This is a genomic window from Mesorhizobium sp. WSM4821 (assembly GCF_055901555.1).
Window position 1 is genome coordinate 7,127,376 of sequence record NZ_CM148371.1, and the last position, 25,013, is coordinate 7,152,388.

Genomic DNA, 25,013 nt, shown 5'->3' on the forward strand with positions numbered 1-25,013 from the left:
CGGTCTCGGCATCACTCATCTTGTTGCGCATGCCGCCATGTCCGGTATTCGGCCGCGCCCTCGGGGCTCAACGGGTAGTATCTCCGCAGATCCCCACCTTTGGCCAAGCGCGAGCGTGAAAACTCTTCCCACTCGATATGCTCGCCGGCGAGCTCGACCAATTTTGGGGCAAGGGCGACCGGCACGACGACCACGCCGTCATTGTCAGCGACAATGATGTCGCCAGGGATGACGAGCACGTTCGAGCAGGCGATGGGAACGTTGACGGCGAACGGGACAATGTTGGTCTGGGCGTGGAAATTTGGCGTGACATCCCTCACCCAGATACCGATATCCAAGGCCGCGGCCTGGGCAGAATCCCGGATACAGCCGTCGACGACAACGCCGGCCCCGCCCCGCCCGGCGAAATAGGTCAGCATCATCTCGCCGAAGATGCCGCTGCCGAGATCGCCGCGCGCATCGACCACGACCATGTCGCCCGGCTGTGTGAGGTACAGGACGTGACGGTGGAGTTGGCGTTCGGGCTCCTCGTACTCAGTCTCGTTGTAGAGATCTTCCCGCTTCGGCATACATTGGAGCGTGAGAGCAGGCCCGGCCGCCGTGCGGCCGGCCTTTAGCGGCCGCGGCCCTCGGATGTGCGGATCGCGGATACCCATCTTGTGGTAAAGCTCGCTGGCCAAGGTCGCTGAACCGATCGCTGCGAGTGCGTCGACCAGTTGCCTCTGTGGCCGAGAAATGTCCCTTATTGCCAGAACTTGGTCCACTTCCACCTTTCATCCTCCCGTTATGTCGGCGACGGGCCCGCGCCGTCGATGTCGCTCAAATCCTCTCAATTCAGCCGCGAACTGCACCGGTCGTGAGACCCTTGACCAGCAGGCCTTGAGCAAACCAGACAAACACCAGTGTCGGGATGACCATGAGAACGCCGGCCGCCGACATCGCCCCCCAGTCGATTCCGAACTGCGAGACGAAATTGGTAAGCCCGACTGGCAGCGTCTGCGCAGCCTTGCTTGAGGTCAGCGTCAACGCGAGCAACAGGTCATTCCACGTGAAGAGGAAGGTGATCACCGCGCTGGCCCCGATGCCAGGTGCAATCAGAGGCGCCACGATCTGAACAAGTGTGCGCACCGTGCCGGCGCCGTCCGACTGGGCAGCCTCCTCGATCTCTTTCGGCACATCCTGGATGAAGCCCAGCAGCAGCCAGATGGCGACGGGCAGTTTGGCCGCCGTATGGCTCAGGATCAGCGCCCAAATAGTGTCCAGCAGGCCCATGGCGGCAAAGACGGCGAAGAGCGGGATGGCAAGCGCGATGACCGGGATCATGCGCATGATCAAAAGCAGCCCGAAGACCAGCATGACACCCGGCATCCTGAAGCGTGACAGGGCGTACGCACAGGGTACGGCCAGCAGATGCACCAGGATGACCGTCGCGACCGAGACGATGACGGTATTCCAGACATAACCCATTGTGTCGTACTCCGTGAAAACGGAGACGTACTGCGCCATGGTCGCGGTCACGGGAATGATGTGCACGGGGACGGAGAAGATGTCGGCCGAACTGCGGATCGATGTCAGGAACAACCATGCCAGCGGAAAGACGGTGAGGGCGACGGTCAGAACCAGCGCCAGGTACTGACCGGCGACGCCAGCCGTGAGACGGCGGCGGCGGCGCTTTGGCTTGGGACGCGTGCTGACGATCGCGGCTTCGGTCATATCGCCCTCCGTTTTGCAAGCAGCCACGGCACTCCGTACAGGAGGCCGAGCACGAACAGCGACATCCCAAGCGCGATGTAGGAAACCGCCGCCGCGTGTCCGAAATCCACCGCCTGAAACGCCAGCAGATAGGAATAGACGGTAAGCAGGTTGGTGGCGCCTCCCGGGCCGCCCTGCGTCATCAGCCATACGACGTCGAAGGTGCGGAACGTGTCGATGATGCGAAGCATCAGCGCTATCATGATGACTGGACGCATCAGTGGCAGCACGATGTGCCAGAAGCGCTGCCATGGTGTGGCGCCGTCCACCGTGGCGGCCTCGAGCGGCTCCTGCGGCAAGGATTGCAGACCGGCAAGGAACAGCAGCACCATCAGCGGCGTATTCTGCCAGACATCGGCTACGATCACCGAAACAAGCGCCCATGTCGGGTGGTTGAGCCACGGAATGTCGGGCAGGTTGAACATACGCAACAGCGCGTCGACCAGGCCGTATTGGGTGTTGAAAAGCCAACGGAAATTCAGCCCCACGACGGCGGGCGCGATCATCGGCGGCACCAGCAGCAAGGTGCGCGCGAGCCGCATGCCGCGCAATTTGCCGTTGACGAGCAGGGCGATCGCCATTCCGGCCACTACTTCAACCGTGATGGAAATGACGCTGAAGATGGTCTGATTTCGTAGAGCCTGGTTGAACTGGCGGCCGAAGAGTTCGTCGGTGTAGTTGCCCACGCCGGCAAATGGCGCGGAGCCGCTCAGATCCCAGCGAAAGAAACTCATTATGAACGAGTATCCGAGCGGATAGATAAGGATGGCGACCATGACGAGGAGCGCCGGGCTGGCCAAAAGGTACCCTCTCTGCCAGGTGTAGGGCAGCGGCGAACGTCGCCGGCGCCCTGACGCCTGGTGCTGAACAACGGGCGGCATCCTCAATCGTATGCTCCGGCCCGGCGCATGATCTCCTCAGCCTCGGTGGCCGCCTGGTTGAGCGAATCGCTCGGCGAGACCTGGTCGGTCAAAGCCTGTTCGATGGTCGAGAACATCAAGGTGCAGACTTTCGAGAAACCGGCGAGCTTCGGCCATTCCTTGCCGTTCGCTATCGTCGTCTCGAGTTGCTGCAGCCACATTGCCTGCGGGCCCTTTGCCGCCGCTATCACTTCCTTGGCGATCGCCTGGCTGCTGGGGAAGTTGGTGAACTGATCGAACTGCAGCCGCTGCGCCTCTGGACCAACCGTATATTTGATGAATTCGACGGCAGGCTCTGTGCGTCCAGATTGTCCATTGAGAGCCATGGCATGGGAGATGGCGCACGAAATCGCCGCCTTGTCCCTGATGTAGGGTGCAGTCGACCACTTGCCGACAATGCGCGAGGTTTCCCGATTGGACAAGGTGGCGAAGGCGCCTGGCCAATCGAAATTGGCATAGACCGTTCCTGACGATAGCTCCGTAGAGTTCTCGTTCCACCGATATCCGACCGCATCCGGCGGCACGATTTTGTGCTTTTGGATCAGGTCGCGATAGAAGGTGAGCGCCTTGATGCCTGCCTCTGAATTGAAAGCCGGCTTGTTGGCCTGGTCGACCCAGTCCCCCCCGGCTTGCCACAGGAGATCGCTGAAGGTGCGCTGCGCGGGGTCACCCTGCCCCGGCACGACCAGCCCGTAACGGCCATTGCCTGTTAGTTTCAGGCCAACCTCAACGAGATCCTCCCAGGTCTCGGCCGGCTTCAGGCCTTTCTCCTTGTAGACGTCGCTGCGGTAGTACTGCACACGCGCATCCATATTGCGCGGGATGGCGGCCAGATTGCCGGTCTTGGGATCGCGTAGGTATTTGACCGCAACCGGATAGAAGTCAGCCAATTCGGACTCGTTGAAATAGCTGTTCAGCGGCGCAAAATGGTTGAAATAGGAATCGATCTGGGCGGTGTGCGTGCTGTAGACGTCGTACTGGCTCGATTTCGCGGCGCTCAGCGTGACGACTTTTGATGTCAGTGGAGTGAATTCCAGCAGATCGTAGCGAACCTTGATGCCAGTCTTGGCGGTGAAATCCTGGACGATCTTCTCCCAGTATTTGGGATAGAGCGGGCCGCCGGTGATCAGCAGTGCGGTGATCTCGTTCGCCTCTGCCCTGGCGATCCACGGCGCGGCAAGCGAGCCGGCCGTCACCGCGGCACTCGCCGCCAGGAATCTGCGTCTCGATAGGTTTCCGGACATCACAATTTCCTCCTTGCTTGTGATTGATCGGCCCCTCGGGGGTCGAGCGACGGCCGCAAAGTATTCCCGTGGATCCCGGTGTGGCTTTGCTCCTCCCACAGCGAGACTATCCGGATCACTCCCGTCCACACACCGCCTTCTCCTGCCGAGGTTCGGTGGCCTCAGAGGCCTCCGGCGATAGATCTTCCTTTCGTCCTGCCTTCCTTCCGGCGACCCGCAATCGGTGCGTCGCGAGCCGTCGAGCCGGCCGGACACAATGCGACGAGCGCGGTCAGCCAACCGCGTAACAATCCCGAGAGTCCAATCTCCCTTCCCGCGGGCCGAGTTTTAGGTTAGTGAGCATTCATGAGATAAGTTGACTGCATATCCAACCATCAGCCTATAAGCTTATCAGACAAGTAGATGTTAATGGTCGATTCCATGGAGGTCAAGCTTCAAACTTTGCCCAAGCAGGTGGCGGGCGTGCTCGCGCGTCGCATCGCCACCGGCGGCGTCCCAGGTGGCCAGGGGCCGTCGGAACAGCAGATCCTTCAGGAGTTCGGGGTTTCGCGCGCGGTCGCGCGGGAAGCGCTGAAAATTCTGGCCTCTCTCGACATGATCGAGATCGCACAGGGAAGGCGCGTGGTGCTGCGTCCTGCCGAAGAATGGGACTATCTCAGTCCATTGCTCATCGACTGGCTGCCGCCCGAACAGGTCCGCAAACTCCTTGCCGAAGCCCACGCGACGCGAATAATCATCGAACCCGCCATCGCCGCCATCGCGGCCAAACACATGACCAAGGAAAACCTCGAACGTCTTGGCACCCTGCTCGCAGCGATGTCGGCGACCGAGGATAATCCGGACGCCTATCTGAAGCTTGACCTGGACTTCCATATGGAAATTTGCCGCGCTTCCCAGAACAGGATCCTTGACCGCTTCATGTATTCGTCACGGTGGTGGCAAGCGGCGAGCAGACGCGTTAGCAACCAGATGCCGCATGCTCTTCCTTCCGCGACGGAAATGCACAGAGCGATCTACGAGGCGTTGGTGGCACGCGACGCGAAGCGCGCCGAAGAGGCAATGCGCCGCCACCTGAAGGCAACCACTGCCGTCGCCATGCCCGACAAAGAAATGGCGAGTTGAACACCGTTCTTCAGGCGCGGCCAGCTGTCGAGGCTGACCGCGCCGCCTGCGTGTCGGGAGGACACGGACCGAACTAGGCTCTTCTGGCTTCCTGTTCCTGAAGCTGTTTAGCGCGATATCCGAACATGTCGCCCTTGTCCTTGATTTCCGCCCAGATGGGGGCGGTGAATTTGTCGATGGCCGCGACGTCCGCATCGGAAATCTTCCAACCGACACTCTCGACGTTTTCCTCAAGCTCCCTGACCGTCCGCGCTCCCACAAGGGGCGAACTCACACCCGGCCTGCTGGTGAGCCATTGGATCGCAAGCTGCGGCAGCGTCTTGCCGTATTTGGCCGCTATTGGCTTGAGGGAATCGACGGCTCCGACAGCTCGCTCGTAGGTGCCCGGTTGGAACAGCACGGTGGTGCGCCGCTCGTCTCCCTCGGCGAACTTGGTATCCGGCGAGAGCAAGCCCGTGAGCAGCCCTTGGGCCAGACCGCTGTAAGGCATGACGCCGATATCGTGCTTGCGGCAATAGGGCAGAGTTTGCCCCTCAACCTCGCGCCAGAGCATGTTGTAAGGAGGCTGAAGCACGTCGATCACGCCATGCTGGCGGGCGCTGTCCATATCAGCTGTGCTGAAATTCGATACGCCGACAGCTTTGATCCGCCCTGACGACCGCAGCCTCTCCAACCTCTCCATAGTCGGGCCGATGGGACAATCTGAGTTCGGCCAGTGGACAAAATAGACGTCGACATAATCCGTCTGCATCCGTTTCAGCGAGCCGTCGAGTGCCGCCTCTATCGCTGCAGGTTCGAGATGGTTGGGCGCAACCTTGGTCGCGATGATCGCCTTGTCCCGGCGGCCGGCCAGCGCCTTGCCGACGACCTCCTCGGCATGGCCTTGTCCATAGGCTTCGGCTGTGTCGATCAGCGTAATGCCAAGCTCCAGGGCACGTCGAATCACCCGGATCGATTCCTCGTCATCGGCCGCGCCCCAAAATGCGCCGGACATTCCCCAAGTCCCCAGACCGATCTCCGACACCTTGACCGGCGACGATCCTAGCTGTCGCTGTTGCATCCTATTCCTCCAGTTTGCAGCATCCATGGCTACGCTTGCCGCCTTGCTGCGACTTATTTATACGCTTATATGCTCGTCTAACAAGTATGTTTTGGCCGATGAAATCCCTTGACCGGAAGCGGCAGGGTTCCCGCTATCGCCACCACTCCAGCGCTTTCCACGCGAATTTCTGCGTAATCGCTCAAAGGGGGTTTACGCCATATCTTCTCACCTTGTATGCTCATCGGACAAGTTAGAATTTGCTCGTACTGCACGTTTGAAGCGCGGCGCCATCATTGGAGGAGGGTTCGATGAAGATCGTGGACATCAAGACAGCGGTCGTCGCCTATCACGGCAAGGCGACCCTGATCCGTATCGACACGGACGCCGGCATCTCCGGTTACGGCGAGGCGAACCCCGATGCGGGCGCTGCCGCCATTGTCGGGTTAATTTCAGAGCTCAAGTCGGAGCTTATCGGTCAGGATCCGCGTAACGTCGAATATTGCTGGGACAAGATTCGCCGCGACCATGTGTTCTCCGGCGCCCAGGCCGGCATCTTTCTCATTGCCCTGACCGGGCTTGAGATGGCGCTGTGGGATGTAGCGGCGAAGGCTGCTGGCCAGCCGCTCTATCGCATGTTCGGCGGCAAGTTCCGCGACCGGATCAGGCTCTATGCCGATTGTGGCGACGGCGATGAACAAACTGGTTCGTCGCAAGGATGCGCGGCGCGTGCCCGCCGCATGGTGGACGAGGGCTTTACTGCGCTAAAATTCGACATCGACAATTTGCGCCATCCGGCAAAGTTCGACGCGGTGAACCACACCATCAACGGCGCGGAGCTACGCTTCATGGTCGAACGCGTGGCAGCGGTGCGCGAGGCGATCGGCCCCGACATCGACCTCTGCATCGACCTGCATGCGCGCTACGACGTGCTCAGTGCCAGCCGCATTGCGGTGGAGATGGAGCGGTTCAACCTTCTGTGGCTGGAAGAGCCCATTCCGGCGGAAAATGTCGAGGCTCTGAAGCAGATCCGCATGCGCACCAAGACCCCGATCTGCGTCGGCGAGAATCTCTACATGCGCTGGGGCTTTCGTGAGTTGTTCCAGAATTATGGCGCCGACGTCGTCATGCCAGACGTGCCGAAATGCGGCGGTCTCGCGGAAAGCCGCAAGATCGCCAATCTCGCCGAAATGTATTACGTGCCATTCGCGCCGCATCTCGTGTCGACGCCGCTCGGCACAATGGCGACATGCCATGTCTGTGCGAGCGTTCCCAACTTCCTTGTGCTGGAGTGGCATGCCCTCGAAGAGCGGGAAGCGTGGGACAGTTATGTACGCCTGCCGGACGGGGCCAAGTCTATCGTTCTAAATGGTCATATTGTCGTGTCGGAAACGCCCGGCATCGGCGTCGAACTCGACATGGACGGCGTGCATAAATACGCGGTGCCCGGCTACGGCATTTTTGAAGAGTGAGTGACTGATAGCTTTTGGACCGAGCGGAGATGCCTCTTGGCCAGGTTTCCGCTCGATAGAAGTCTGTTGGGAGGACCCATGGGCAAGCGGATCATATTCACCGGTGGCAGCGGCAAGATCGGCCGTCACGTCATACCCGACCTGCTTAAGCGCGGGCATCAGGTCCTGAACCTGGACCTGACGCCTCTCGATGTGCCAGGCGTCGACACTGTCATCACCAACCTTGCGGATGCCGGCGAGACCTACAATGCGCTGACGTTGCATTTCGGGTTCAATGAATATCTCGACGGAAAGGGCCGCAGCCCGGTCGACGCCGTGGTCCATTTCGCGGCCATCCCGCGAATATTTCTGCGACCGGACAACACCATGTTCGCCGCAAATGTGCTGTCGACCTACAACGTGATCGAAGCGGCCACCAAGCTCGGCGTCCGCAAGATCATCACCGCGTCCAGCGAGACGGTGTATGGCGTGTGTTTTGCCGAAGGCGAACGCAACTTCACTTCGTTTCCGGTGGAAGAGGACCGCGATACCGATCCGACCGACAGCTACGGCCTTTCCAAGGTCCTAGGCGAGAGGATCGCACGTTCCTTCGCTTCCCGCACTGGTTCCGACATCTATGCCCTGAGGATAGGCGGCGTTGTCGAACCGCAAGACTATGTCCGCTTCCCGGAGTTCCTCGCGGACGCCTCGAAACGGCGTCGCGACGGTTGGACCTATATGGACGCACGCGATCTGGGCCAGATCGTGCATCTTTGTATTGAGAAGGACGGTTTGGGATTCCAGATCTTCAACGCCGTCAACGACAATATCGTTGCCGATGCACCAACGGAAGAATTTCTCATGAAGCATGCAGCAGGGACACCGATTACGCGCTCGATGGAGGAATTTGAGGGGCCAATCTCAAATCGCAAGTTGCGTGAGCTTTTAGGATTCCGGCAAGAGCATGATTGGCGAGCGCAGCCTCTGGCTCATGATGAATGACCGCCAGACCGGTGGTTGCGCTTCACCAAACGGCGGAAGGCGAGACGCCTGTCCTCGCCACCGTGCTGACCGGCCTGCCACGAACGCCTAGATCAGATGTGAGCTCATTTTTGTCGCGTCGGCCCAATATAGGACTTTAACTGCATCATAGTGATAGCTTGCCGATCGAACCCCCTCCATCGACATGCAGAGTCTGGCCGCTCATGAAAGCTGCGTCGTCGGATAGAAGGAAGTCTTTCGACGCTCATTTCTGGCATTCTGCAGCTCGAGTATTTGAAACAGCTTGACCCGCGGAGCGGTCATTCTTAACCTCCGTCTCAGAAGCAGGATTTCGGTAAGCCGCGAAGCAATTCAAACTCAGTGGAGAATTTCGTCGGTAGATTCTTAGACTCGAGCCAGACGTGCAAAGCTGAAGGGCAGCGCGTCTATACTGTTTCTAGAAGCTGATGCCGGACCGGTCCTCAAGGCAAGCTGTGGACCGAGCAAGTGTCCATAATAGACCGGCTGCATATTGTTCAAGTGCTGGAGTAGTCAGCACTCCACGACATTCACCGCCAGCCCGCCCAGGCTGGTCTCCTTGTATTTCTGGCTCATGTCGATGCCGGTCTGGCGCATCGTTTCGATCGCCGCGTCGAGCGGCACGAAATGCGTGCCGTCGCCCTTGATGGCTAGCGAAGCGGCAGTCACCGCCTTCACCGCGCCGAGTGCGTTGCGTTCGATGCAAGGCACCTGCACCAGTCCGCCGACCGGATCGCAGGTCATGCCGAGGTGATGTTCGAGCGCGATCTCGGCGGCATTCTCGACCTGCTCGGGCGTGCCGCCCATGACGGCGCATAATCCCGCCGCCGCCATCGCCGAGGCCGAGCCGACCTCACCCTGGCAGCCCACTTCGGCACCCGAGATCGAGGCGTTCGTCTTGATGATGCCGCCGACCGCCGCCGCGGTCAGCAGGAAATCGCGGATGCTCGGCTGGTCGGCCTCGGGATGGAAATGCAGCCAGTAGCGCAGCACCGCGGGCAGCGTGCCCGCGGCACCATTGGTCGGCGCGGTGACAACGCGCCCGCCGGCGGCGTTTTCCTCGTTCACCGCCATGGCATAGATCGACAGCCAGTCATTGGCGAGCAGCGGGTTGGGCCGGTTCTGTTGCCATTGTTCCTGCAGCTTGTCATGCAATTGCCGCGCACGGCGGCGCACCTTCAAACCGCCCGGCATGATGCCGTCCTGCGACAGGCCGCGCTCGATGCAGCCGAGCATCGCCTGCCAGATCGCGTCGAGCCCCTCGTTGAGCTTCTCGCTCGGCATGTGGGTCTCTTCGTTCTCGCGCTTCATCTCGGCGATGGAGAGGCCGCTCTTCTTCGCCATCGCCAGCATCTCGACGGCGTTCCTGAAGGGATAGGGAACGCGGGTCGAAGACTTGTCCGGACCCTTGGCCTTCAGCCGCTGCAGCTCTTCCTCGGAAACCACGAAGCCGCCGCCGATCGAATAGTAGATACGCCTGAGCAGCAGGCGGTCGTCGGCATCGTAGGCGAAGAAAGCCATGCCATTGGCGTGGCCGGAAAGCGGCGTCTTGCGGTCCAATACCAGATCCGTCGCCGGGTCGAAGCAGTAGGAAGGATGGCCGGGCGGTGAAACCCGCTTGTCGGCAGCGATGCGGGCGCAGATTCCATCGGCCTGATCGGGGTCCACCGTCTGCGGCGTCTGGCCGGCAAGACCGAGCACCACCGCGCGGTCGCTGCCATGGCCGATGCCTGTATAGGCCAGCGAGCCGTGCAGGCTGGCGGCGATGCGGTCGACCTTGGCGCCGGCCGGGCGTGGCCAGTCGTCTCCCGCAACTTCGTCGAGAAAACGCCGCGCAGCCGTCATCGGTCCCATCGTGTGCGAACTCGATGGTCCGATGCCGATCTTGAACAGGTCGAAAACCGAAAGGAACATTATCGGTCGCTCCCTGTGCCATGCCGGGGATCGTGGCCGTTTCTCAGTTTGGGGATGTGGAGGAAACAAAGGCATGGCACGCGGAAAGTGCTCCGCACGCCCTGCCGGACCACCCGTCAGCCTTGGGAGAAATAGCCGAAGGTGATCGTGGGCTCCGCCGCCGTTTCGACCCAGACGCTTTTCGTCTGGGTATACGCGAGTAGCGCGTCCTTGCCGCTTGAGCGACCATAGCCGCTGCGGCCGAACCCGCCGAACGGGGACATAACGCTGATGGTCTTGTAGCCGTTGATCCAGAAGGTTCCGGCGCGGACGCTGGCCGCCACCCGATGCGCGCGTCCGACATTCTGCGTCCAGACCGCGCCGGCGAGCCCATAAGGATTGTCGTTGGCGATGGCGATCGCCTCTTCCTCGGTGTCGAAAGGAGTTACTGCCACGACGGGCCCAAAAATCTCCTCCTTCGAGACGGTCATATCGGGCAATACATCGTCCAGGATGGTTGGCGCGTAATAGTAGCCGCCGCTCGCCTCGAGTTCGGCCGGCTTCTTGCCACCAGTTACCAGGCGGGCGCCCTCGTTGAGGCCATGCCGCACCATATCCTCAATCTTTGTCCACTGCCGGGCATTGTTGATCGGGCCTATTTGGGTGGTGTCGAGATAGGGATCGCCGACGGGGATCTGCTCGCTCGCCCTGGCGTAGCGTTCGACAAATTCCATATGGATCGACCGGTGAACCAGCAATCGGGAGCCAGCCACGCAGCTCTGGCCAGCGCCGCCGAAGATCGCCGATTGCGCCCCCGGGATGGCGCGGTCGATCTCGGCGTCACCGAAGACGATGTTGGCCGACTTGCCACCTAATTCCAGGATGCAGGGCACGACGTTCTTGGCGGCGGCGGCCGCAATCAGCGCGCCGGCATGGGCAGAGCCGACGAATACGACAAGGCCGGTTCGTGGATGTGCGACGGCAGCCTGGCCGGCCGTGATGCCCTGTCCCGCGATAACGTTCACCAACCCGCGCGGCGCGCCGCCGCGCTCGCAGAGCACACCGAGTATGAGCGTGCTGAGCGGCGTCAACTCCGAGGGCTTGATAACCACAGCGTTGCCTGCGCAGATCGCCGGCGCGATCTGCCAGCCGCCGGTGTTGAGCGGTGCGTTCCAGGGCGTAATTTGGAGGACGACGCCAATCGGCTCCTGTCGCGTATAGTTGAGATGGGTGGTCGGCACCGGAATTACATCGCCGTGGAGCTTGTCGCACCAGCCGGCATAGTATTCGAACATCTCGGCGACCTTGACCACCTCGCCACGTATGTCCCGGATCGGCCGGCCCGCCGAGCGGCTCTCGAGTTCGGCAAGCGCGACTGCGCTCTCGCGGATCTTTCGGGCGATCTCGTTCATAACGCGGCCCCGAGCGGACGCGGTCAGTTTCATCCACTCAGCCTGCGCGCGCGACGCGGCGTCCATTGCCGCATCGATGACGGACGCGTCGGCGTCGCGGAAGGTCGCGAAGCCCTTGCCCGTCGCCGGATCGGTCAGCGTCAGTTGGTCGCCGGAGCCGATCAGCACTTCGCCCCCGACATAGCTGCCAATATCCTTGCCCGGCAGGAAACCTTCGAGCAACTCGCGAATACGCTGGCCGGGATCGGCCGAGATCGTCATATTGCCCATATCACGTCACTTTCGATCAGTTGGAGGAGTCTTGAAATTCGCCCATGCGGGTAAAGTCGTCGCTGTCTTTGAGCGCGGTCGAGCCGGCCCAGAGCTTTGCGACGAGGTCGGAAACCGGGAGATCTGCGCCCGACCGCTTGGCCAGTTCGGCGGCGAGACGGACGTCTTTGCGCATCAGACCCATTGAAAAACCGCTGTCAAACCGGCCTGACATAATCCAGGTCGGGAAGTGGACCTCACTGATCATGGAACGTCCGGACGCGGCGTTGAGCACGCGCAGTGCGGCCTCGGGGCTGATACCCGCGGCAAGGGCCAGCTTCAGCCCCTCGCTGGTCGTAACCATGTGCGATGCCGCCAAAAGATTGTTGACGAGCTTGGCGACATTGCCAGCGCCGCTCGGGCCGACATGCAGCGCCTTTGACGACATCGCCTCGACGACCGGCCGTGCCAGCGCAACATCCTCGTCGGAGCCACCAATCATCATCGTCAGGTTGCCGGAGGCCGCGCCGCTGGGGCCGCCGCTGACCGGTGCGTCTAGAAAGCCATGGCCCATCGCGCCGAGCCTGGCAGCGAGTTCTCGGCTGACATCGGGTTCGGAGGTCGATGTGTCGATTATGATGACGCGGCTGCGGCCGGACTCCAGCAGAGCAATATTATCGCGAACGACGCCGGCCACGTCTTTTGCGGTCGGCAATGAAAAGACCAAAAAGGCGCTGCCTTTGAAGGCGTCAGCGATGGATGCGATCGGCTCGACGCCGGATTTCTGTGCTAGCGCCTTTCGATCTGCTGAGAGATCAAAGCCGAGGACGCGGAAGCCCTTGCCGGCAAGCGTCTGCGCCATGCCCAGGCCCATACTGCCCAATCCAACGACGCCCACCGTCGTGTTTTTCAAGTCTGACATGGCTCCACTCCAACCTGAGTTCCCGCGACTGGATGATGTCGTCCTAGTCGAAACAGGCACTTTGTCGGGATGAGGCTCGCACCGATTGCATGGCATCGGTAGATGGAATGCCCGGAACAATACGTTGCCGGTATTGCAACACACCATTCGCGTCAGATCGCAAAGGCCGCCATTTCTCTGGCAAGGCATCCGGCGAGCCGGTCCACCGATGTCGGGAGGCGCCGGCGCGCTTTGACGAGAAGATGCGCGCTCGCCTCGGCCAGCAGCGGATCCGACAATTCCACGACACCAAGCGCGTCCCGAGCGAGTTCGGTCGATACGGCGAAGCGAGGCAGGAAGGTCACGCCGAGGCCCGCGCTTACGAAGCGGCGAAGCACGTCGATGGACGGCGTTTCGATCATCGGCGCGACGGCAACACCGCAATCGGCGGCCACGCGGCCGACGAGCTGCGTCACGCCATGCCCTTTGAACAGCAGCGCGCATGGCGTCTGCAAACACTCGGCCAAGGTAACCCGCCGTCGACCAAGCAGCCGATGACCGGAGGGAGCCACGAGGCAGAGCGGCTGGCGAGCGATCGCGAGTGATCGGATGCGGGTGTCGATGACGGGATTATACGCGACCCCAATGTCGGCGTCGCCGTTGGCAATGCCATCAACGACGTCAGACGTGCTCCCCAGATCCACGACGTATCGGATCGTCGGATAGACTGCGGCGAACGTGGTCAATCCATGTTCAATCAGGTCGGCCAGAAATCCTTCGCCGCAGCAGATGCGGATTCTGGCCTGCTGCAGCCCCTTGAGTTGGTCGAGTTGCTCGGCGAGATGCCCGCTATCCTCCAGGATGCGCTGGCCATGCTCGAGCACCAAAGCGCCGGCATCGGTCAGGCTGACCCCGCGGCTGGTCCGGTCAAACAGCGCCAGCCCAATATTGCGCTCCGTTTCTGCAATCTGGCGACTCACCACGGAGGGAGCCACATTCAAATGCTCGGCGGCGCCGCGGATCGAACCGATCCGGACCACCGACATGAAGATGCGCAGCGCCTTTGCATCGAGCGTTTCCACGCCTCGATATTGAGGCTGGATCAGGCATGAGTCAAATTGCGTTGCTGGGATCGCAACACCCGATCGCGTCACAATGGACGCAGGGCGTCGGCCACCAGCACGGTCCAAAAATTGGCGCCGAGGGGAAGAACCTCATCATTAAAATCGAAGAACGGAGAATGCAGGCCGGGGTTTTCGCCGCTGCGTCTGCTGCCCAGCCAGAAATAGCAGCCCGGCTTCTCACGCAGCATGAATGCGAAGTCTTCGGCCGCCGTGCTGGGCAATGTCTCGACAACGGTCATTTGGCTTCCCGGTCTCGCGGCAAGCGAGCGGACCCGCGCGGCGCAGGCGGCGTCGTTGATGGTGGCCGGGTAGCGAGCGACGTGTTCGATCGACGCCTCACACTCGAAACCCTCGGCAATCGAAGTAGCGATCCGCGTCATTCGCCGAGCGATCTTCGCGCCGATCGCTTCATCAAACCATCGTGTCGTGCCGCGGATCGTGACGGTTTCGGGGATGACGTTCCAGGCATCCCCGCCATGTATCTGCGTTGCCGAGACCACCGACGCTTCGAGCGGCGATATGTTCCGGCTGGTGATGGTTTGCAGCGCAGATACGATCTGAGAAGCGGCAACCACCGGATCGGCTCCCTCGTGTGGCATCGCCCCGTGCGATCCGCGGCCGTTGACGCGAATTTCGAACGTGCCAAGTGCGGCCATCATTTCAGCATCACGAGCAACGCATTCGCCAATATCGAGGGCCGGCCAGTTGTGCATGGCGTAGACTGCGTCGACTTCAAAATCGCGAAACAGCCCGTCGTTGACCATTACGCGTGCGCCGCCCTCGTTTTCCTCCGCCGGTTGAAAGATGAAGTGAACGGTTCCCTGGAGGTCGAGCGTGGCGCAGGCGCGGGCAGCGGCCAATGCCATCGCGACATGGCCGTCATGGCCGCAGGCGTGCATCGTGCCCGAAGTTATCGAAGCATAAGGAAGCCCCGTTTTTTCGAGGATCGGAAGCGCATCCATGTCGGCGCGGATTCCGATCGCTCGGCGCGACGTGCCACGGCTTAAGGTCGCAACGAGCCCTGTCCGGCCGTAACCTCTGGTAACGGCATATCCCCATCCGGTAAGAAGCCCGGCCACGAAGTCGGCTGTCTGATGCTCCTCGAAGGCGAGTTCTGGATGTTGATGCAGATGCCGCCGCCAGCGGACAGCCAGTTCGACATCATCGGCCGATAGCGTTGCCGGCATCCCCATCGCTAACCGGTGATGCGCAGGACGAGATCGGCGACGACGACCGAACCCAGATAGGTCCCGAGCATCACGCAGATCGCCACAATCACGATCTTCCATCCCGACTTCCTGGCGATCACGAACTCGTTTTGGGTGAGCGCCAATCCTCCATAGGCCAGAGCTGGCGTCGCGAGCGCAAGGAAGTTTAGCGCGGTGACCTTTTCGACCACATAGGCCGAGCCAGGCACGCCGGGAATGGTGATGAGAATTGCCAGAAGTGAGATCCACGCGACGCTCGGCAGATAGAACGGAACGAAGCGGGCAAGCGCCAGACCGGCGACCGAAACCACGTAGAGGATGGCCATTCCCGGGAATGCCTTGAGCGGGTCGGTTCCGGTCGCGACCCAGTTCGAAGCCAAAGCCAGGGCCGACGCGATCAGCAGCAAGGCTGAATGCCGGCCGACTTCTATCTTGCGTTCGTCATCGGTGTCGAGGGGCAGCGTCTGATCTTTCACAGGCGTATCTGTCGTGTGCGCGCTCATAGATCTTCTCCGGTCAGGCCGACGCAGCAACTTGGTAGGGGCGGCTCTTGCGATAAAGCCACTCTGTCAGCGGCAGGGCGACAAACAGACCGACATACAGTCCCGTCGCATATGTTAGGATGTTGCTTGCCGCGGCGAGCGCCAAGATCAGGTCTTTTTGCTCTGGAATAGACGCGACGAGGCTGCCGGTGCAGGCAGCCAGCATGCTGCCCGAACCGACGCCGCACGACATTGCGAGGGCCCGGAAGTCGAACCAGCCTAGTCCGTGGATCAGCGGTGGCATGATCGCGAAGACAAATGTGCCGATGAGCGTTCCCGTGGCATAGACACCCATCGCGCCGGCGCCTTCAGCGCTGTTTAGTCCATAGCGATCGGCGATCAGCGCCAGATTGGGCTCGCGGTCGATAGAATAGGTCGCGCCGATCGCCTCGCGGCCCATGCGCAGTACGAAGACCGCAACCGGAAAGGCGATCAGGATCGTTCCGAGATTGCCGATCTCCTGCATGACAAGGGCCGGCCCCGCTTCGATTATCTTGTCGATCTGCGGTCCGACGGTGGTGCCGAACTTGGCGATGAACGGCATGATAGCGATGGTGATCATCGTGCCGGCAAGTTTGACGGAGCCTGCCGGCAGGAAGCTGCCAGTCGCCTTGAGAATATTCGGATTGAGCAACACGCCTAGTGCGAAAGCATAGAGGATGGGCAGCAGGATGATGGTGCCTATCCCGATCGGAATGCGTCGAAGACCGATCAATTCCGCGACTATGACGATCGCCAGCACCGTGGCGTGCAGCCAGATGCCGTGACGTGGAGCTTCCGATACCGCCATTTATGTCCTCCTGCTCGAGCCAAACATGCTCGGTCAGTATGATTTGCGGTAACCAAATTGGTAGCTGGCGCTGGCGGAACAAAGCGTTGCTGCAAATGCAACGTGGCGCACACCTGCTTTGTCAGACGACAACCAATAGCCTCTTCTCGCCTTCGACGCTAGAAGATGGGCAGCAAGGTGGCCTCCGCCCGCAATCGCTCCAGCACGGCCGCGACGGCGGGCTTGCGCCTTTCGCCCTTGCGGAAAGCAGCGAAAATCTTGCGGCGCAGGATCGGCGTGATCTTGCGCGCGATCAGGTCACCACCGTGATTGACCATTCTCAGGCCCGGCAGGACAGCGATGGACTGTTCGGCACGAATGAGGGCCGACACGACATCGAAAGCGTTGCACCGGCCATTGATAACAGGGCTGAAGCCGGCGGCCTGGCACGCCCCGATCAGGACATTGGCGTAGGGGCTGGAACTTGTATCGACGGCCCAGCGCTCGTCCTTGAGGTCGCCTAAGCTGATGCTGTCTCTGGACGCATAGCGATGGCTAGACGGCATGATCGCTACGAGGGAATCCTCGTAGATCTCGATTGTCTCCACGAATTCCCCCGGCATGTCCTGGGCGTCGCTGAGATCGTCGATCAAAGCGATATCGGTCTGCCAGGCGCGGAGCGCAGCCAGGCCCGGACTTGGTTCGAGTTCTTCGAGGAGGATTCTGAGCCTGGGATGCAGCGCCTCGACGCTTCGCATCGTTTGCGGGATCAGCGCCGCCGCAATTGAGGGGAATGCAGCGATGCGCAGTTCTCCCGCCACGATGCGATTGAACTCCGCAATGTCGGTCCTGGCTTCTTCAAGGATCGCGATGATGCGCTGGGCATGCGCCACGAGGTTTTCGCCAGCTGGCGTCAAGGCAACGCCTCGTCCGCGCCGCTCGATCAACGTCACGCCGGCCTCGTCCTCCAGTAACGCGATCTGTTGGGAAACCGCAGACGGGGAGATCAGCAGCGCCTCTGCCACCGCCGCCATTGTCTTGCGCTGTGCCAATTCCCGCAAAGTGCGCAGCCTTCCGAAATCCACGCTTCCTCCACCAAATGGCCCATTTTTCTAATGTATATAGCAAAAATTATTAACTAGACCTAACCAAAAAGCAGCGCTTTGCTGCATCGGACAAAAAGGGACGTCGAGAGCCGTCCGATTTTTGTTCTTGGCGATCACGCAAGCGATAAGGCGCCGGATCAGTGACTTGGCCGCGCCCAGCTCTAAACAATAAGAGGGTGAACATGAAACTTGGTGCCATTTTCGTTTCGACCGCGCTGGTGCTTACCGGTTTTGCCGCCGCACCTGCCTCGGCTACAGTACTGGATACGGTTCTTCAGAGAGGAACACTGAACTGTGGGACAGACAATACTGCCCCCGGCTTCGGCTACCTGAATACCAAAACCGGCGAGATGGAGGGCCTCGACGTCGACTTTTGTCGTGCCGTTGCCGCTGCCGTTCTTGGCGACGCCAAGAAGGTCAACTTCGTGGTCGTCACCGACAAGAGCCGATTTACTGCTGTGCAGACCGGTCAAGTTGACGTGGTCTTTGCCCACACCACCGTCAAGCCCGCGCGCGAATCGGCGATCACCGTCGATTTTCTGCCGATGAACTTTTGGGACGGCACGGGCGCCATGGTAAAAACAGCGTCCGGCGTCAATTCCATCGACGAACTGGACGGTGCCAATCTCTGCACGACGCAAGGATCGGGCACAGAAGCCACTATTGCCAACCTGATCAAGGCCAAGAGCTGGAACAGCAAGGTTCTTACCTATGAGAACCTGGAGAAGCTATTCGGAGCGCTGGATGCGGGCCGCTGCGACGCCATGCTTACGGACAAGTCGGCGCTTGCAGCCTGGCGCGGGAACTCTTCCAACCCGGCTGACTTCACGATCCTGCCCGAGATTCTTGAGAAGTCGCCGTTCGCTGGTTTTGTTGCGGCAAACGATTCCCGCTGGCGCAACGCACTTCGCTGGATCACCTTTTCGCTATTCCAGGCAGAGGAGAGCGGCATCACTTCGACAAACCTCGAAGAGAGCCTGAAGACCAAGGATCCCGCGACGCAGAAGTTCCTCGGCCTTGACGGCACGTTCGGAAAGGACTTTGGCATCCCCGCCGATTTTGTCGCCCAGACCATTAAGCAGGTCGGCAACTATGGCGAGATCTACGATCGCAATCTCGGCCCCTCGACGCCCTACTTCATCGACCGGAAGGGCACCGCGAACGCTATGTCAAAGGACGGCGGCGCGATTTTGTCGCCACTCTGGAACTGACGAGGCACTGCGGTAGCCCGCTCACTCCGGGCTACCGCGTCGCCGGAGCGCAGAGACAAGCAATGAATGCCTGTCGTGCGCGTTCGGCAGGGTACCGTGCGGCGGGGCAGCACAATGGCGATCGAGACCAATATTCCCGTCCCTCGGCCATCAGACTTGACGGGTCCGTCAAGACTGGGTGTTCGACGGGCGAGACAGTTTGCGCTGCAAGCGGCGATTATTATCGCTGCGGGCACCGTCGTGGTCCTATTTTGCCTGGCTGTAAAAGACGGACTCGCGGCGCGCGGCATCGGCTTCAGTTTCGACTTTCTATGGGCGAGCGCCGGCTTTGAAATCAGCGAAGGAATAACGCTGCGGGCGAGCGACGGCTGGTGGTGGCCCGTGCCGTTCTCGTCGTCAGATACCAACATGCAGGCGCTGATCGCCGGCCTCATCAACACGCTCAAGGTCGCCATACTCTGTATTCTGGCCGCTACTGTGCTGGGCGTGGCATTGGGAGTCGGGCGCCTCTCGACCAACTGGCTTGTCCGACGGATCACATTCTGGATCGTCGAATTCCTCCGGAACACGCCGCTGCTGATCCAACTGACTTTCTGGTACATCGCCGTCGTTCTCAAATTGCCCCCGGTGGCCGCCGCGACGAACCTGTTCGGTGGTTTTATTGCCAGCCAGCAAGGGATCTTCTTTCCGTCCGTCACGATGTCTCAAGAAGCCAGTGGCGCCGCGCTGGTCTGCCTGGCACTGGGTATGGCGTTGATCCTGGCACCAATCGCCCGATCAATGCGTCAATGGCGCTTGTGGTTCTGGGGCATTGGCCTTGCGTTGCTGGCGGCCTGTTTCGCTCAGGGCTTTCCGCTGGTGCTTGATCTTCCAGTCGCGACGCGCTTTCGCGCTTCGGGCGGTACGGCCCTGAGTCCCGAAATGGCGGCCATCTTCCTGGCCATCACGGTCAACAGTTCCGCTTATCTGGCCGAAATCGTGCGAGGCGCGATCGAAGCCTTGCCCCGGGGACAGTGGGAAGCCGCCAGTTCGCTGGGCTTCTCGCGAGGCGACACCTTGAGGGACATCGTGCTTCCACAGGTCTTCCGCGTCGTGCTCCCCTCGTTTGGAAACCAGTATATCGGCCTCGCCAAGAACACGTCGCTCGGCATCGCGATCGGCTTTCCCGATCTGTTCAATGTGAGCGGCACGGTCGCCAATCAGACAGGCCGCAGCCTCGAAGGCATCCTCATCGTGATGGTCTGCTATCTCCTGCTGAGTTGGACGATCAGCGGCATCGTCAATCTGCTCAACGCACACTTCAATCGGCCCGGAGTGCAAAAATGAACGCGTCGCCGGCTGTCTGGATCCGCCGCAACCTGTTTGCAAAGCCGTTCGATGCCGCGCTGACGTTGGTCGTCGTGCCGCTGCTCGGCTGGATCCTGTGGTCGATCCTGCACTGGGCCTTTGCAATGGCCGACTGGTCGGTTGTTCGTGACAGCCTCAAGGTCTTGATGACGGGGTTGTTTCCCGCACAGGAGTTGTGGAGGGCCTGGATCGCCACAGGGCTGATAGCCGCTCTTCTCGGACTGGCCTGCGGCGACGGCTTTCCGATGACGCGTATGCGCGCCATAGCCATCCCCACCGTGGTGGCGGTCGCAAGCGTGCTTGCGGGCTCGTTGTCATCCGCCATTTGGATCGCAACGACCGGCGCTGCGTTTGGTATTGCCTGGCTTGTCGCGACGTGGTCTCGCCCCCTGCGCAGGGTTACCGCGCCGATCTGGCTGTTTGGCCTCGGCGCCGTCTTCCTCGTCCTTACTCCGGCTGGCGTTTCATCCTGGGGCGGTCTGCTCCTGTCGGTCCTGATCACACTGACGGCGGCGATCCTGATCCTGCCCATCGGGGTGCTTCTCGCCTTCGGACGGGCTAGCCGGATCGCCAGCCTGCGCATCCTGTGCACGGCCTATATTGAATTGATGCGCTCGGTGCCGCTGATCCTGATCGTCTATTGGATCTGGGTGGTGCTGCCTCTGCTCTTGCCCCAATGGCCGATCCCGGACGTCGTCCGCGGCATGATCGGCTTCGTCGTATTCTACTCCGCCTATGCCGCGGAATTCGTGCGCAGCGGGCTGCAGAGCGTCCCGCAGGGCCAGCGGGAGGCGGCTCAATCGCTTGGCATGAGCGCGCTCGACGTGAACAGGATCATCGTGTTGCCGCAGGCGCTGCGCGTCGCTGTCCCGGGATTGGTTGGCAATGTCCTGGATATCTTCAACTACGCGCCGCTTGTCTTCATCATCGGTCTGACGGATTTTCTGCGTGCCGGACAGATGATCCTGGCCGACCCGGCCAACAGTGGCAACACCTACGAGGTCTACGTCTTTCTGTTCGGCGTCTATTTCGCTATCGGCAGCGTAGTCACCTTCCTCGCGAGACGCCTCGAAACACATCTCGGCAAAGGAACGCAGCAATGACCATGGTGACGCTTGGGGCTGGCAAGGACGCGATCGTGAAAATGATCAACCTGAACAAATTCTACGGCACCTTCCATGTGTTGAAGAGTGTCGACCTGGCGGTCGAGAAGGGCGAGGTGGTCGTCATCATCGGCGCCAGCGGTTCGGGAAAGTCGACGCTCATTCGCTGCGTCAACGGCCTGGAGATGTTTCAGGACGGGCAACTGGAGGTGGATGGCTATCGCATGCCGCCTGCGAGCGAGCGCCAACTCGGGGCCGAAAAGGCCCTGCAGGCGATCCGCAAGGGGGTCGGCATGGTCTTCCAGCAGTTCAATCTTTTTCCGCACAAAACGGTCCTTGAAAACGTTGCGCTGGCGCCTATGCGGGTCCGCAAGAAACCTCGTGCCGAAGCCGAGGCCAACGCGACCCGGCTTTTGAAGCGCGTCGGTCTGGGCGACCAGGCGCACAAATATCCCGCCCAACTTTCGGGCGGACAGCAGCAGCGCGTCGCGATCGCGCGATCCCTCGCCATGGATCCGCATGTGATGCTGTTCGACGAGCCTACCTCGGCGCTCGACCCGGAGATGATCGGCGAGGTGCTCGACGTCATGCGCGAACTGGCCGCCGAGGGCATGACCATGATGATCGTTACCCATGAGATGGCCTTTGCCAAGGAAGTCGCCGATCGCGTCATCTACATCGATCACGGATCCATCCTCGAAGTCGGCTCGCCCACTGAGATATTCGATACGCCGAAAAACGAGAGAACCAGGCTGTTCCTCTCGCGCGTGTTGAAACACTAGGCGATGCAGCCCGCCCGCCTCCAATGAAATCGCCGCCCAGCCCTCGCGGCGCCCTCGACCGGAAACACAGCAGAATTGCCAATGCCAGAGAAGATAAACATTGTGACTTCGCCTGAACCAGACATTAGCGTCGATGAGCTCGTGCGGCACGCGCGTGAGATGTTCTCGCAACAACCTGACATGACACTCATGTTCGGTTTCAACCCGGATGAGATGCAGTCAGACGGCGAGCTGTTCGCGTCGGTTCTCACGTCCACCCTGCCATCAGGTGCGCAGCGCAGCCTGGTCCATAAGCTTGCAGCGGAGGTCTTTGCGAGGGATCCGGAGGTGGTTGGTGCCGCGCGCGCCGACATCAGGGCAACCGCCATCAAGGACAACGATCCCCTTGGCGAGATCGGATCGCTGCTGTTTGCCAACGGACTGCACGCCCTGCTCGCCTATCGCGTTTCGCATCACCTCTGGAAGACAGGGAGCAGGGTGCTTGCGATGGCGCTAAAGAGCGTATTCGGCCGGGCTCTCGCGGTGGACATCCATCCTGCAGCCGAACTCGGCCGAGGCCTCTGGATCGACCATGGAATTGGCGTGGTCATTGGTTCCACGTCGATCGTCGAAGACGACGTTTCGATGTGGCATGGCGTGACCCTTGGCAGCGATCTGAAGGACCGTAGCGCGACGCGACACCCCCGGCTGCGCAAGGGAAGCACAATCGGCGCCGGTGCGGTGATCCTGGGCGGCATCGACATCGGATCGGGTGCTGTAGTGGCCGCCGGATCAGTCGTCCTCAAGGAAGTCCCGCCGAACATCACGGTTGCCGGCGTGCCGGCCAAGCCAAAAAATCGGGGTGGCGAATCTTTCAAGGGCTTCCACCCAAGCAGCGAAGATGCGGTGACGAAATGACCGGGTTTCTTGGAATCGACCATCCGCTTGTTGTCGTCCGTGACCTGGAAGCAATGCGCCAACGCTACACGGCCCTGGGCTTCCGGATGACTAACCCCAGTAAGCATCCTTGGGGGACCAGCACCTCCGTCGCCGTCTTCAGGAAGTGCCTGCTGGAACTCATGAGCATCTATGACGAAACGCTGATCGACGAGAAGCCAGCAGGCGATTTCCGGTTCGGCCGGTTCGTTCGCGACGACCTCGACGAGCGCGAGGGAATCTCTCTGCTTGCACTGCATTCGGAGGACGCCGAAGCGGATGCCGAACTCGTTAAGGCGCGTGGCATTGAATGCCAGGGCACGATCGAGTTCGGCCGCGACATCGTGTTGCCTGACGGGTCAAGAGACCGCACCTCCACGACGCTGAAGATACTCGCTTCCGAAACGCTCCCCCGCCTTTCGAACTTTGCCTGTCACCAGCACCGACCCGACCTCATCGAAGTGCCACAGTGGATGGACCACCCAAACGGATGCGTAGGTATTTCGAATGTTTCCATACTGGCGCAGCGGCGGGATCACGCGCTGGTACGCGATCGTCTCGTAGGACTTTATGGGGCCGCCGCAGTGTCATCTACGGATGCGGGCCTTTCGGCGGTCACGGGCAACGGGAGCTTCACCGTCATTGACCGAGCCCAGGCGGCGGAGGTTTATGGCGATCTTCCGCAGGACCTGCTCGCTGACACCCGGCCCTGCTACTTCGCGATCGACGTCACCACGCCCGACCTTTCGCGCGCGCTTGCATTCGTGGTTCAGGCAAATGTCGCTCATAGCAGCTTTCAGGACCGCATTCTGCTGTCGGATGCAGGCCACTTCGGCAACGTGTTCCTCTCCTTCGTGAAGGCTTGAGAGCAACGCTGATGCCACCCAATGTCTCGACGATTGGAAAAGCCGGTGACCTGGTTGGCCCGCAGCGAACGGTCATGGTCGTCGGAACTGGGGGAACGATCGCCCAGGCCGGTTCGAGAGAAGCGACCATATCCGTCTCCGAACTGACGGCGGCAGTCAGCACACAAGCGACCGGCGGCCTCGTGGTGTGCAGCGAGCAGGCTTTCCAATTGACCAGTCCAAACGTAACGCCCCAGCATTGGAGCCAGCTTACCCTTCACACCAAGCGGCTGCTGGCCGATCGAGAAATCAGCGGCGTGGTCGTCACACACGGGACTGACACTCTCGAGGAGACCGCTTTCTTCCTTCATCTGGCAACCGGTAGCGAAAAGCCGGTCGTCGTGGTCGGATCGATGCGGCCGACCCACAGCGACCAGGCGGACGGTCCACGAAACCTGCGCAACGCGATCGTGCTGGCTGCGTCGCAGGAGGCGGTCGGGATGGGTGTTCTGGTTACGCTGAGTGATCGTATAGAGAGCGCGCGGGACGTCACAAAGATGCATACCAACTCGCTCGATGCGTTTCGAAGCCCCAATTCGGGACCACTCGGACATATTGCTGGTTCACACGTCGTCTTTGAACGGTTCCCCACCAAGCGGCGTGGACCTCTATCGGCTTTTGCCAGCTTTGGCGGTGAGCCCCTGCCCAAGGTGGACATCATCTACGGCTATGCCGGCGTCGGCCCCGAATACCTGATGGCTGCACTTTCAAATGGCGCCGCCGGCATAATCTTTGCCGGCACCGGCGACGGCAGCATTCCGACTGCACTCGAAGAGCCTCTCATGGCCTTGCGCAGAGCCGGAGTCTCCATTGTGCGATCTTCTCGGACCAACGGGGGCACGGTCTCGCGAAACGGCGAAGTCGACGATGATCGGCTGGGCTCGGTGGCCGCAGGAAACCTCAATCCGCAAAAGGCCCGCGTCCTGTTGATGCTTGCCTTGCTCCACACCTCCGACCCGGTCGTTGTTCAGAAACTCTTCGATCAACACTAGCAATTC

Annotated in this window: 23 protein-coding genes; 10 read left to right on the plus strand and 13 right to left on the minus strand. The window is 60.9% G+C overall.

Annotated features, from left to right (window positions below; all coding sequences use genetic code 11):
- Positions 1-11: 11 nt before the first annotated feature.
- The 4 genes from AC0NID_RS34715 to AC0NID_RS34730 all read right to left on the minus strand — a co-directional run bounded on the left by AC0NID_RS34715 (position 12) and on the right by AC0NID_RS34730 (position 3,916).
- Positions 12-752: an RraA family protein gene (locus tag AC0NID_RS34715; protein WP_473455084.1), complete on the minus strand. Its 741-nt coding sequence runs from the start codon at positions 750-752 to the stop codon at positions 12-14.
- An 82-nt stretch (positions 753-834) separates the two neighbouring features.
- Positions 835-1,713 carry a carbohydrate ABC transporter permease gene (locus AC0NID_RS34720; RefSeq protein ID WP_473455055.1) on the minus strand — a complete coding sequence of 293 codons (879 nt, stop codon included), beginning with the start codon at positions 1,711-1,713 and terminating at the stop codon, positions 835-837.
- A complete protein-coding gene (locus AC0NID_RS34725; RefSeq protein WP_473455056.1) occupies positions 1,710-2,528 on the minus strand; it encodes a carbohydrate ABC transporter permease in 819 nt (272 codons plus the stop codon). The genes AC0NID_RS34720 and AC0NID_RS34725 overlap by 4 nt, the downstream gene beginning before the upstream one ends.
- 107 nt (positions 2,529-2,635) lie before the next feature.
- Entirely contained in the window at positions 2,636-3,916 is a 1,281-nt protein-coding gene (locus tag AC0NID_RS34730) for an ABC transporter substrate-binding protein (RefSeq protein WP_473455057.1), read from the minus strand.
- Positions 3,917-4,336: 420 nt separating this feature from the next.
- Here AC0NID_RS34730 and AC0NID_RS34735 point away from each other — a divergent pair, with 420 nt between their 5' ends.
- Complete coding sequence (locus AC0NID_RS34735; RefSeq protein WP_473455059.1) at positions 4,337-5,038, plus strand: FadR/GntR family transcriptional regulator; 702 nt, start codon at positions 4,337-4,339, stop codon at positions 5,036-5,038.
- A gap of 73 nt (positions 5,039-5,111) precedes the next feature.
- Here the strand turns inward: AC0NID_RS34735 and AC0NID_RS34740 are convergent, their stop codons facing one another.
- Entirely contained in the window at positions 5,112-6,098 is a 987-nt protein-coding gene (locus AC0NID_RS34740) for an aldo/keto reductase (RefSeq protein ID WP_473455060.1), read from the minus strand.
- 290 nt (positions 6,099-6,388) lie between these two features.
- On the opposite strand from AC0NID_RS34740, the gene AC0NID_RS34745 reads away from it, so the two are divergent.
- Both AC0NID_RS34745 and AC0NID_RS34750 read left to right on the plus strand, forming a co-directional pair.
- Entirely contained in the window at positions 6,389-7,549 is a 1,161-nt protein-coding gene (locus AC0NID_RS34745; RefSeq protein WP_473455061.1) for a mandelate racemase/muconate lactonizing enzyme family protein, read from the plus strand.
- A 78-nt stretch (positions 7,550-7,627) separates the two neighbouring features.
- The gene (locus tag AC0NID_RS34750; protein WP_473455062.1) at positions 7,628-8,530 is read left to right on the plus strand and encodes an NAD-dependent epimerase/dehydratase family protein; all 903 of its coding nucleotides are present in this window, start codon (positions 7,628-7,630) and stop codon (positions 8,528-8,530) included.
- Between the two features lie 531 nt (positions 8,531-9,061).
- On the opposite strand, the gene AC0NID_RS34755 is transcribed toward AC0NID_RS34750, so the two are convergent.
- From AC0NID_RS34755 to AC0NID_RS34790, 8 genes are all read right to left on the minus strand, one after another.
- Entirely contained in the window at positions 9,062-10,462 is a 1,401-nt protein-coding gene (locus AC0NID_RS34755) for an L-serine ammonia-lyase (protein WP_474033388.1), read from the minus strand.
- A 116-nt stretch (positions 10,463-10,578) separates the two neighbouring features.
- Positions 10,579-12,114 (minus strand): aldehyde dehydrogenase family protein, encoded by a 1,536-nt coding sequence (locus tag AC0NID_RS34760; RefSeq protein WP_473459109.1) that lies wholly within the window; start codon positions 12,112-12,114, stop codon positions 10,579-10,581.
- Between the two features lie 25 nt (positions 12,115-12,139).
- Positions 12,140-13,024, minus strand: coding sequence for an NAD(P)-dependent oxidoreductase (locus AC0NID_RS34765; protein ID WP_473459039.1), 885 nt, complete (start codon positions 13,022-13,024; stop codon positions 12,140-12,142).
- 152 nt (positions 13,025-13,176) lie between these two features.
- Entirely contained in the window at positions 13,177-14,085 is a 909-nt protein-coding gene (locus AC0NID_RS34770; protein WP_473459041.1) for a LysR family transcriptional regulator, read from the minus strand.
- 68 nt (positions 14,086-14,153) lie between these two features.
- On the minus strand, positions 14,154-15,314 hold the full coding sequence (locus tag AC0NID_RS34775) for a M20 aminoacylase family protein (RefSeq protein WP_473459111.1): 1,161 nt from the start codon (positions 15,312-15,314) through the stop codon (positions 14,154-14,156).
- 8 nt (positions 15,315-15,322) lie between these two features.
- Complete coding sequence (locus AC0NID_RS34780; RefSeq protein ID WP_473459043.1) at positions 15,323-15,838, minus strand: hypothetical protein; 516 nt, start codon at positions 15,836-15,838, stop codon at positions 15,323-15,325.
- A 13-nt stretch (positions 15,839-15,851) separates the two neighbouring features.
- Positions 15,852-16,667: a DUF3100 domain-containing protein gene (locus AC0NID_RS34785; protein WP_473459045.1), complete on the minus strand. Its 816-nt coding sequence runs from the start codon at positions 16,665-16,667 to the stop codon at positions 15,852-15,854.
- A gap of 158 nt (positions 16,668-16,825) precedes the next feature.
- Positions 16,826-17,731, minus strand: a complete 906-nt coding sequence (locus AC0NID_RS34790) for a LysR family transcriptional regulator (RefSeq protein WP_473459047.1) — start codon at positions 17,729-17,731, stop codon at positions 16,826-16,828.
- Between the two features lie 203 nt (positions 17,732-17,934).
- Here AC0NID_RS34790 and AC0NID_RS34795 point away from each other — a divergent pair, with 203 nt between their 5' ends.
- From AC0NID_RS34795 to AC0NID_RS34825, 7 genes are all read left to right on the plus strand, one after another.
- A complete protein-coding gene (locus tag AC0NID_RS34795) occupies positions 17,935-18,963 on the plus strand; it encodes a transporter substrate-binding domain-containing protein (protein ID WP_473459049.1) in 1,029 nt (342 codons plus the stop codon).
- Between the two features lie 114 nt (positions 18,964-19,077).
- The gene (locus tag AC0NID_RS34800; RefSeq protein WP_473459051.1) at positions 19,078-20,289 is read left to right on the plus strand and encodes an ABC transporter permease subunit; all 1,212 of its coding nucleotides are present in this window, start codon (positions 19,078-19,080) and stop codon (positions 20,287-20,289) included.
- Positions 20,286-21,413: an amino acid ABC transporter permease gene (locus AC0NID_RS34805; protein WP_473459053.1), complete on the plus strand. Its 1,128-nt coding sequence runs from the start codon at positions 20,286-20,288 to the stop codon at positions 21,411-21,413. Before AC0NID_RS34800 ends, AC0NID_RS34805 begins: the two co-directional genes overlap by 4 nt.
- 2 nt (positions 21,414-21,415) lie before the next feature.
- Positions 21,416-22,195 carry an amino acid ABC transporter ATP-binding protein gene (locus tag AC0NID_RS34810; protein WP_473459113.1) on the plus strand — a complete coding sequence of 260 codons (780 nt, stop codon included), beginning with the start codon at positions 21,416-21,418 and terminating at the stop codon, positions 22,193-22,195.
- Positions 22,196-22,276: 81 nt separating this feature from the next.
- Positions 22,277-23,092, plus strand: a complete 816-nt coding sequence (gene epsC, locus AC0NID_RS34815) for a serine O-acetyltransferase EpsC (RefSeq protein WP_473459055.1) — start codon at positions 22,277-22,279, stop codon at positions 23,090-23,092.
- On the plus strand, positions 23,089-23,976 hold the full coding sequence (locus AC0NID_RS34820; protein WP_473459057.1) for a VOC family protein: 888 nt from the start codon (positions 23,089-23,091) through the stop codon (positions 23,974-23,976). Before epsC ends, AC0NID_RS34820 begins: the two co-directional genes overlap by 4 nt.
- A gap of 11 nt (positions 23,977-23,987) precedes the next feature.
- Positions 23,988-25,007: an asparaginase gene (locus tag AC0NID_RS34825; RefSeq protein WP_473459059.1), complete on the plus strand. Its 1,020-nt coding sequence runs from the start codon at positions 23,988-23,990 to the stop codon at positions 25,005-25,007.
- Positions 25,008-25,013: the final 6 nt, after the last annotated feature.

Bases quoted from the DNA above. Each gene is read 5' to 3' on its own strand.
- AC0NID_RS34720 (WP_473455055.1), bottom strand. From the start codon at position 1,713: ATGACCGAAGCCGCGATCGTCAGCACGCGTCCCAAGCCAAAGCGCCGC.
- AC0NID_RS34725 (WP_473455056.1), bottom strand. From the start codon at position 2,528: ATGGTCGCCATCCTTATCTATCCGCTCGGATACTCGTTCATAATGAGT.
- AC0NID_RS34730 (WP_473455057.1), bottom strand. From the start codon at position 3,916: ATGTCCGGAAACCTATCGAGACGCAGATTCCTGGCGGCGAGTGCCGCG.
- AC0NID_RS34735 (WP_473455059.1), top strand. From the start codon at position 4,337: ATGGAGGTCAAGCTTCAAACTTTGCCCAAGCAGGTGGCGGGCGTGCTC.
- AC0NID_RS34740 (WP_473455060.1), bottom strand. From the start codon at position 6,098: ATGCAACAGCGACAGCTAGGATCGTCGCCGGTCAAGGTGTCGGAGATC.
- AC0NID_RS34745 (WP_473455061.1), top strand. From the start codon at position 6,389: ATGAAGATCGTGGACATCAAGACAGCGGTCGTCGCCTATCACGGCAAG.
- AC0NID_RS34750 (WP_473455062.1), top strand. From the start codon at position 7,628: ATGGGCAAGCGGATCATATTCACCGGTGGCAGCGGCAAGATCGGCCGT.
- AC0NID_RS34755 (WP_474033388.1), bottom strand. From the start codon at position 10,462: ATGTTCCTTTCGGTTTTCGACCTGTTCAAGATCGGCATCGGACCATCG.
- AC0NID_RS34760 (WP_473459109.1), bottom strand. From the start codon at position 12,114: ATGACGATCTCGGCCGATCCCGGCCAGCGTATTCGCGAGTTGCTCGAA.
- AC0NID_RS34765 (WP_473459039.1), bottom strand. From the start codon at position 13,024: ATGTCAGACTTGAAAAACACGACGGTGGGCGTCGTTGGATTGGGCAGT.
- AC0NID_RS34775 (WP_473459111.1), bottom strand. From the start codon at position 15,314: ATGCCGGCAACGCTATCGGCCGATGATGTCGAACTGGCTGTCCGCTGG.
- AC0NID_RS34780 (WP_473459043.1), bottom strand. From the start codon at position 15,838: ATGAGCGCGCACACGACAGATACGCCTGTGAAAGATCAGACGCTGCCC.
- AC0NID_RS34785 (WP_473459045.1), bottom strand. From the start codon at position 16,667: ATGGCGGTATCGGAAGCTCCACGTCACGGCATCTGGCTGCACGCCACG.
- AC0NID_RS34795 (WP_473459049.1), top strand. From the start codon at position 17,935: ATGAAACTTGGTGCCATTTTCGTTTCGACCGCGCTGGTGCTTACCGGT.
- AC0NID_RS34800 (WP_473459051.1), top strand. From the start codon at position 19,078: ATGGCGATCGAGACCAATATTCCCGTCCCTCGGCCATCAGACTTGACG.
- AC0NID_RS34805 (WP_473459053.1), top strand. From the start codon at position 20,286: ATGAACGCGTCGCCGGCTGTCTGGATCCGCCGCAACCTGTTTGCAAAG.
- AC0NID_RS34810 (WP_473459113.1), top strand. From the start codon at position 21,416: ATGGTGACGCTTGGGGCTGGCAAGGACGCGATCGTGAAAATGATCAAC.
- epsC (WP_473459055.1), top strand. From the start codon at position 22,277: ATGCCAGAGAAGATAAACATTGTGACTTCGCCTGAACCAGACATTAGC.
- AC0NID_RS34820 (WP_473459057.1), top strand. From the start codon at position 23,089: ATGACCGGGTTTCTTGGAATCGACCATCCGCTTGTTGTCGTCCGTGAC.
- AC0NID_RS34825 (WP_473459059.1), top strand. From the start codon at position 23,988: ATGCCACCCAATGTCTCGACGATTGGAAAAGCCGGTGACCTGGTTGGC.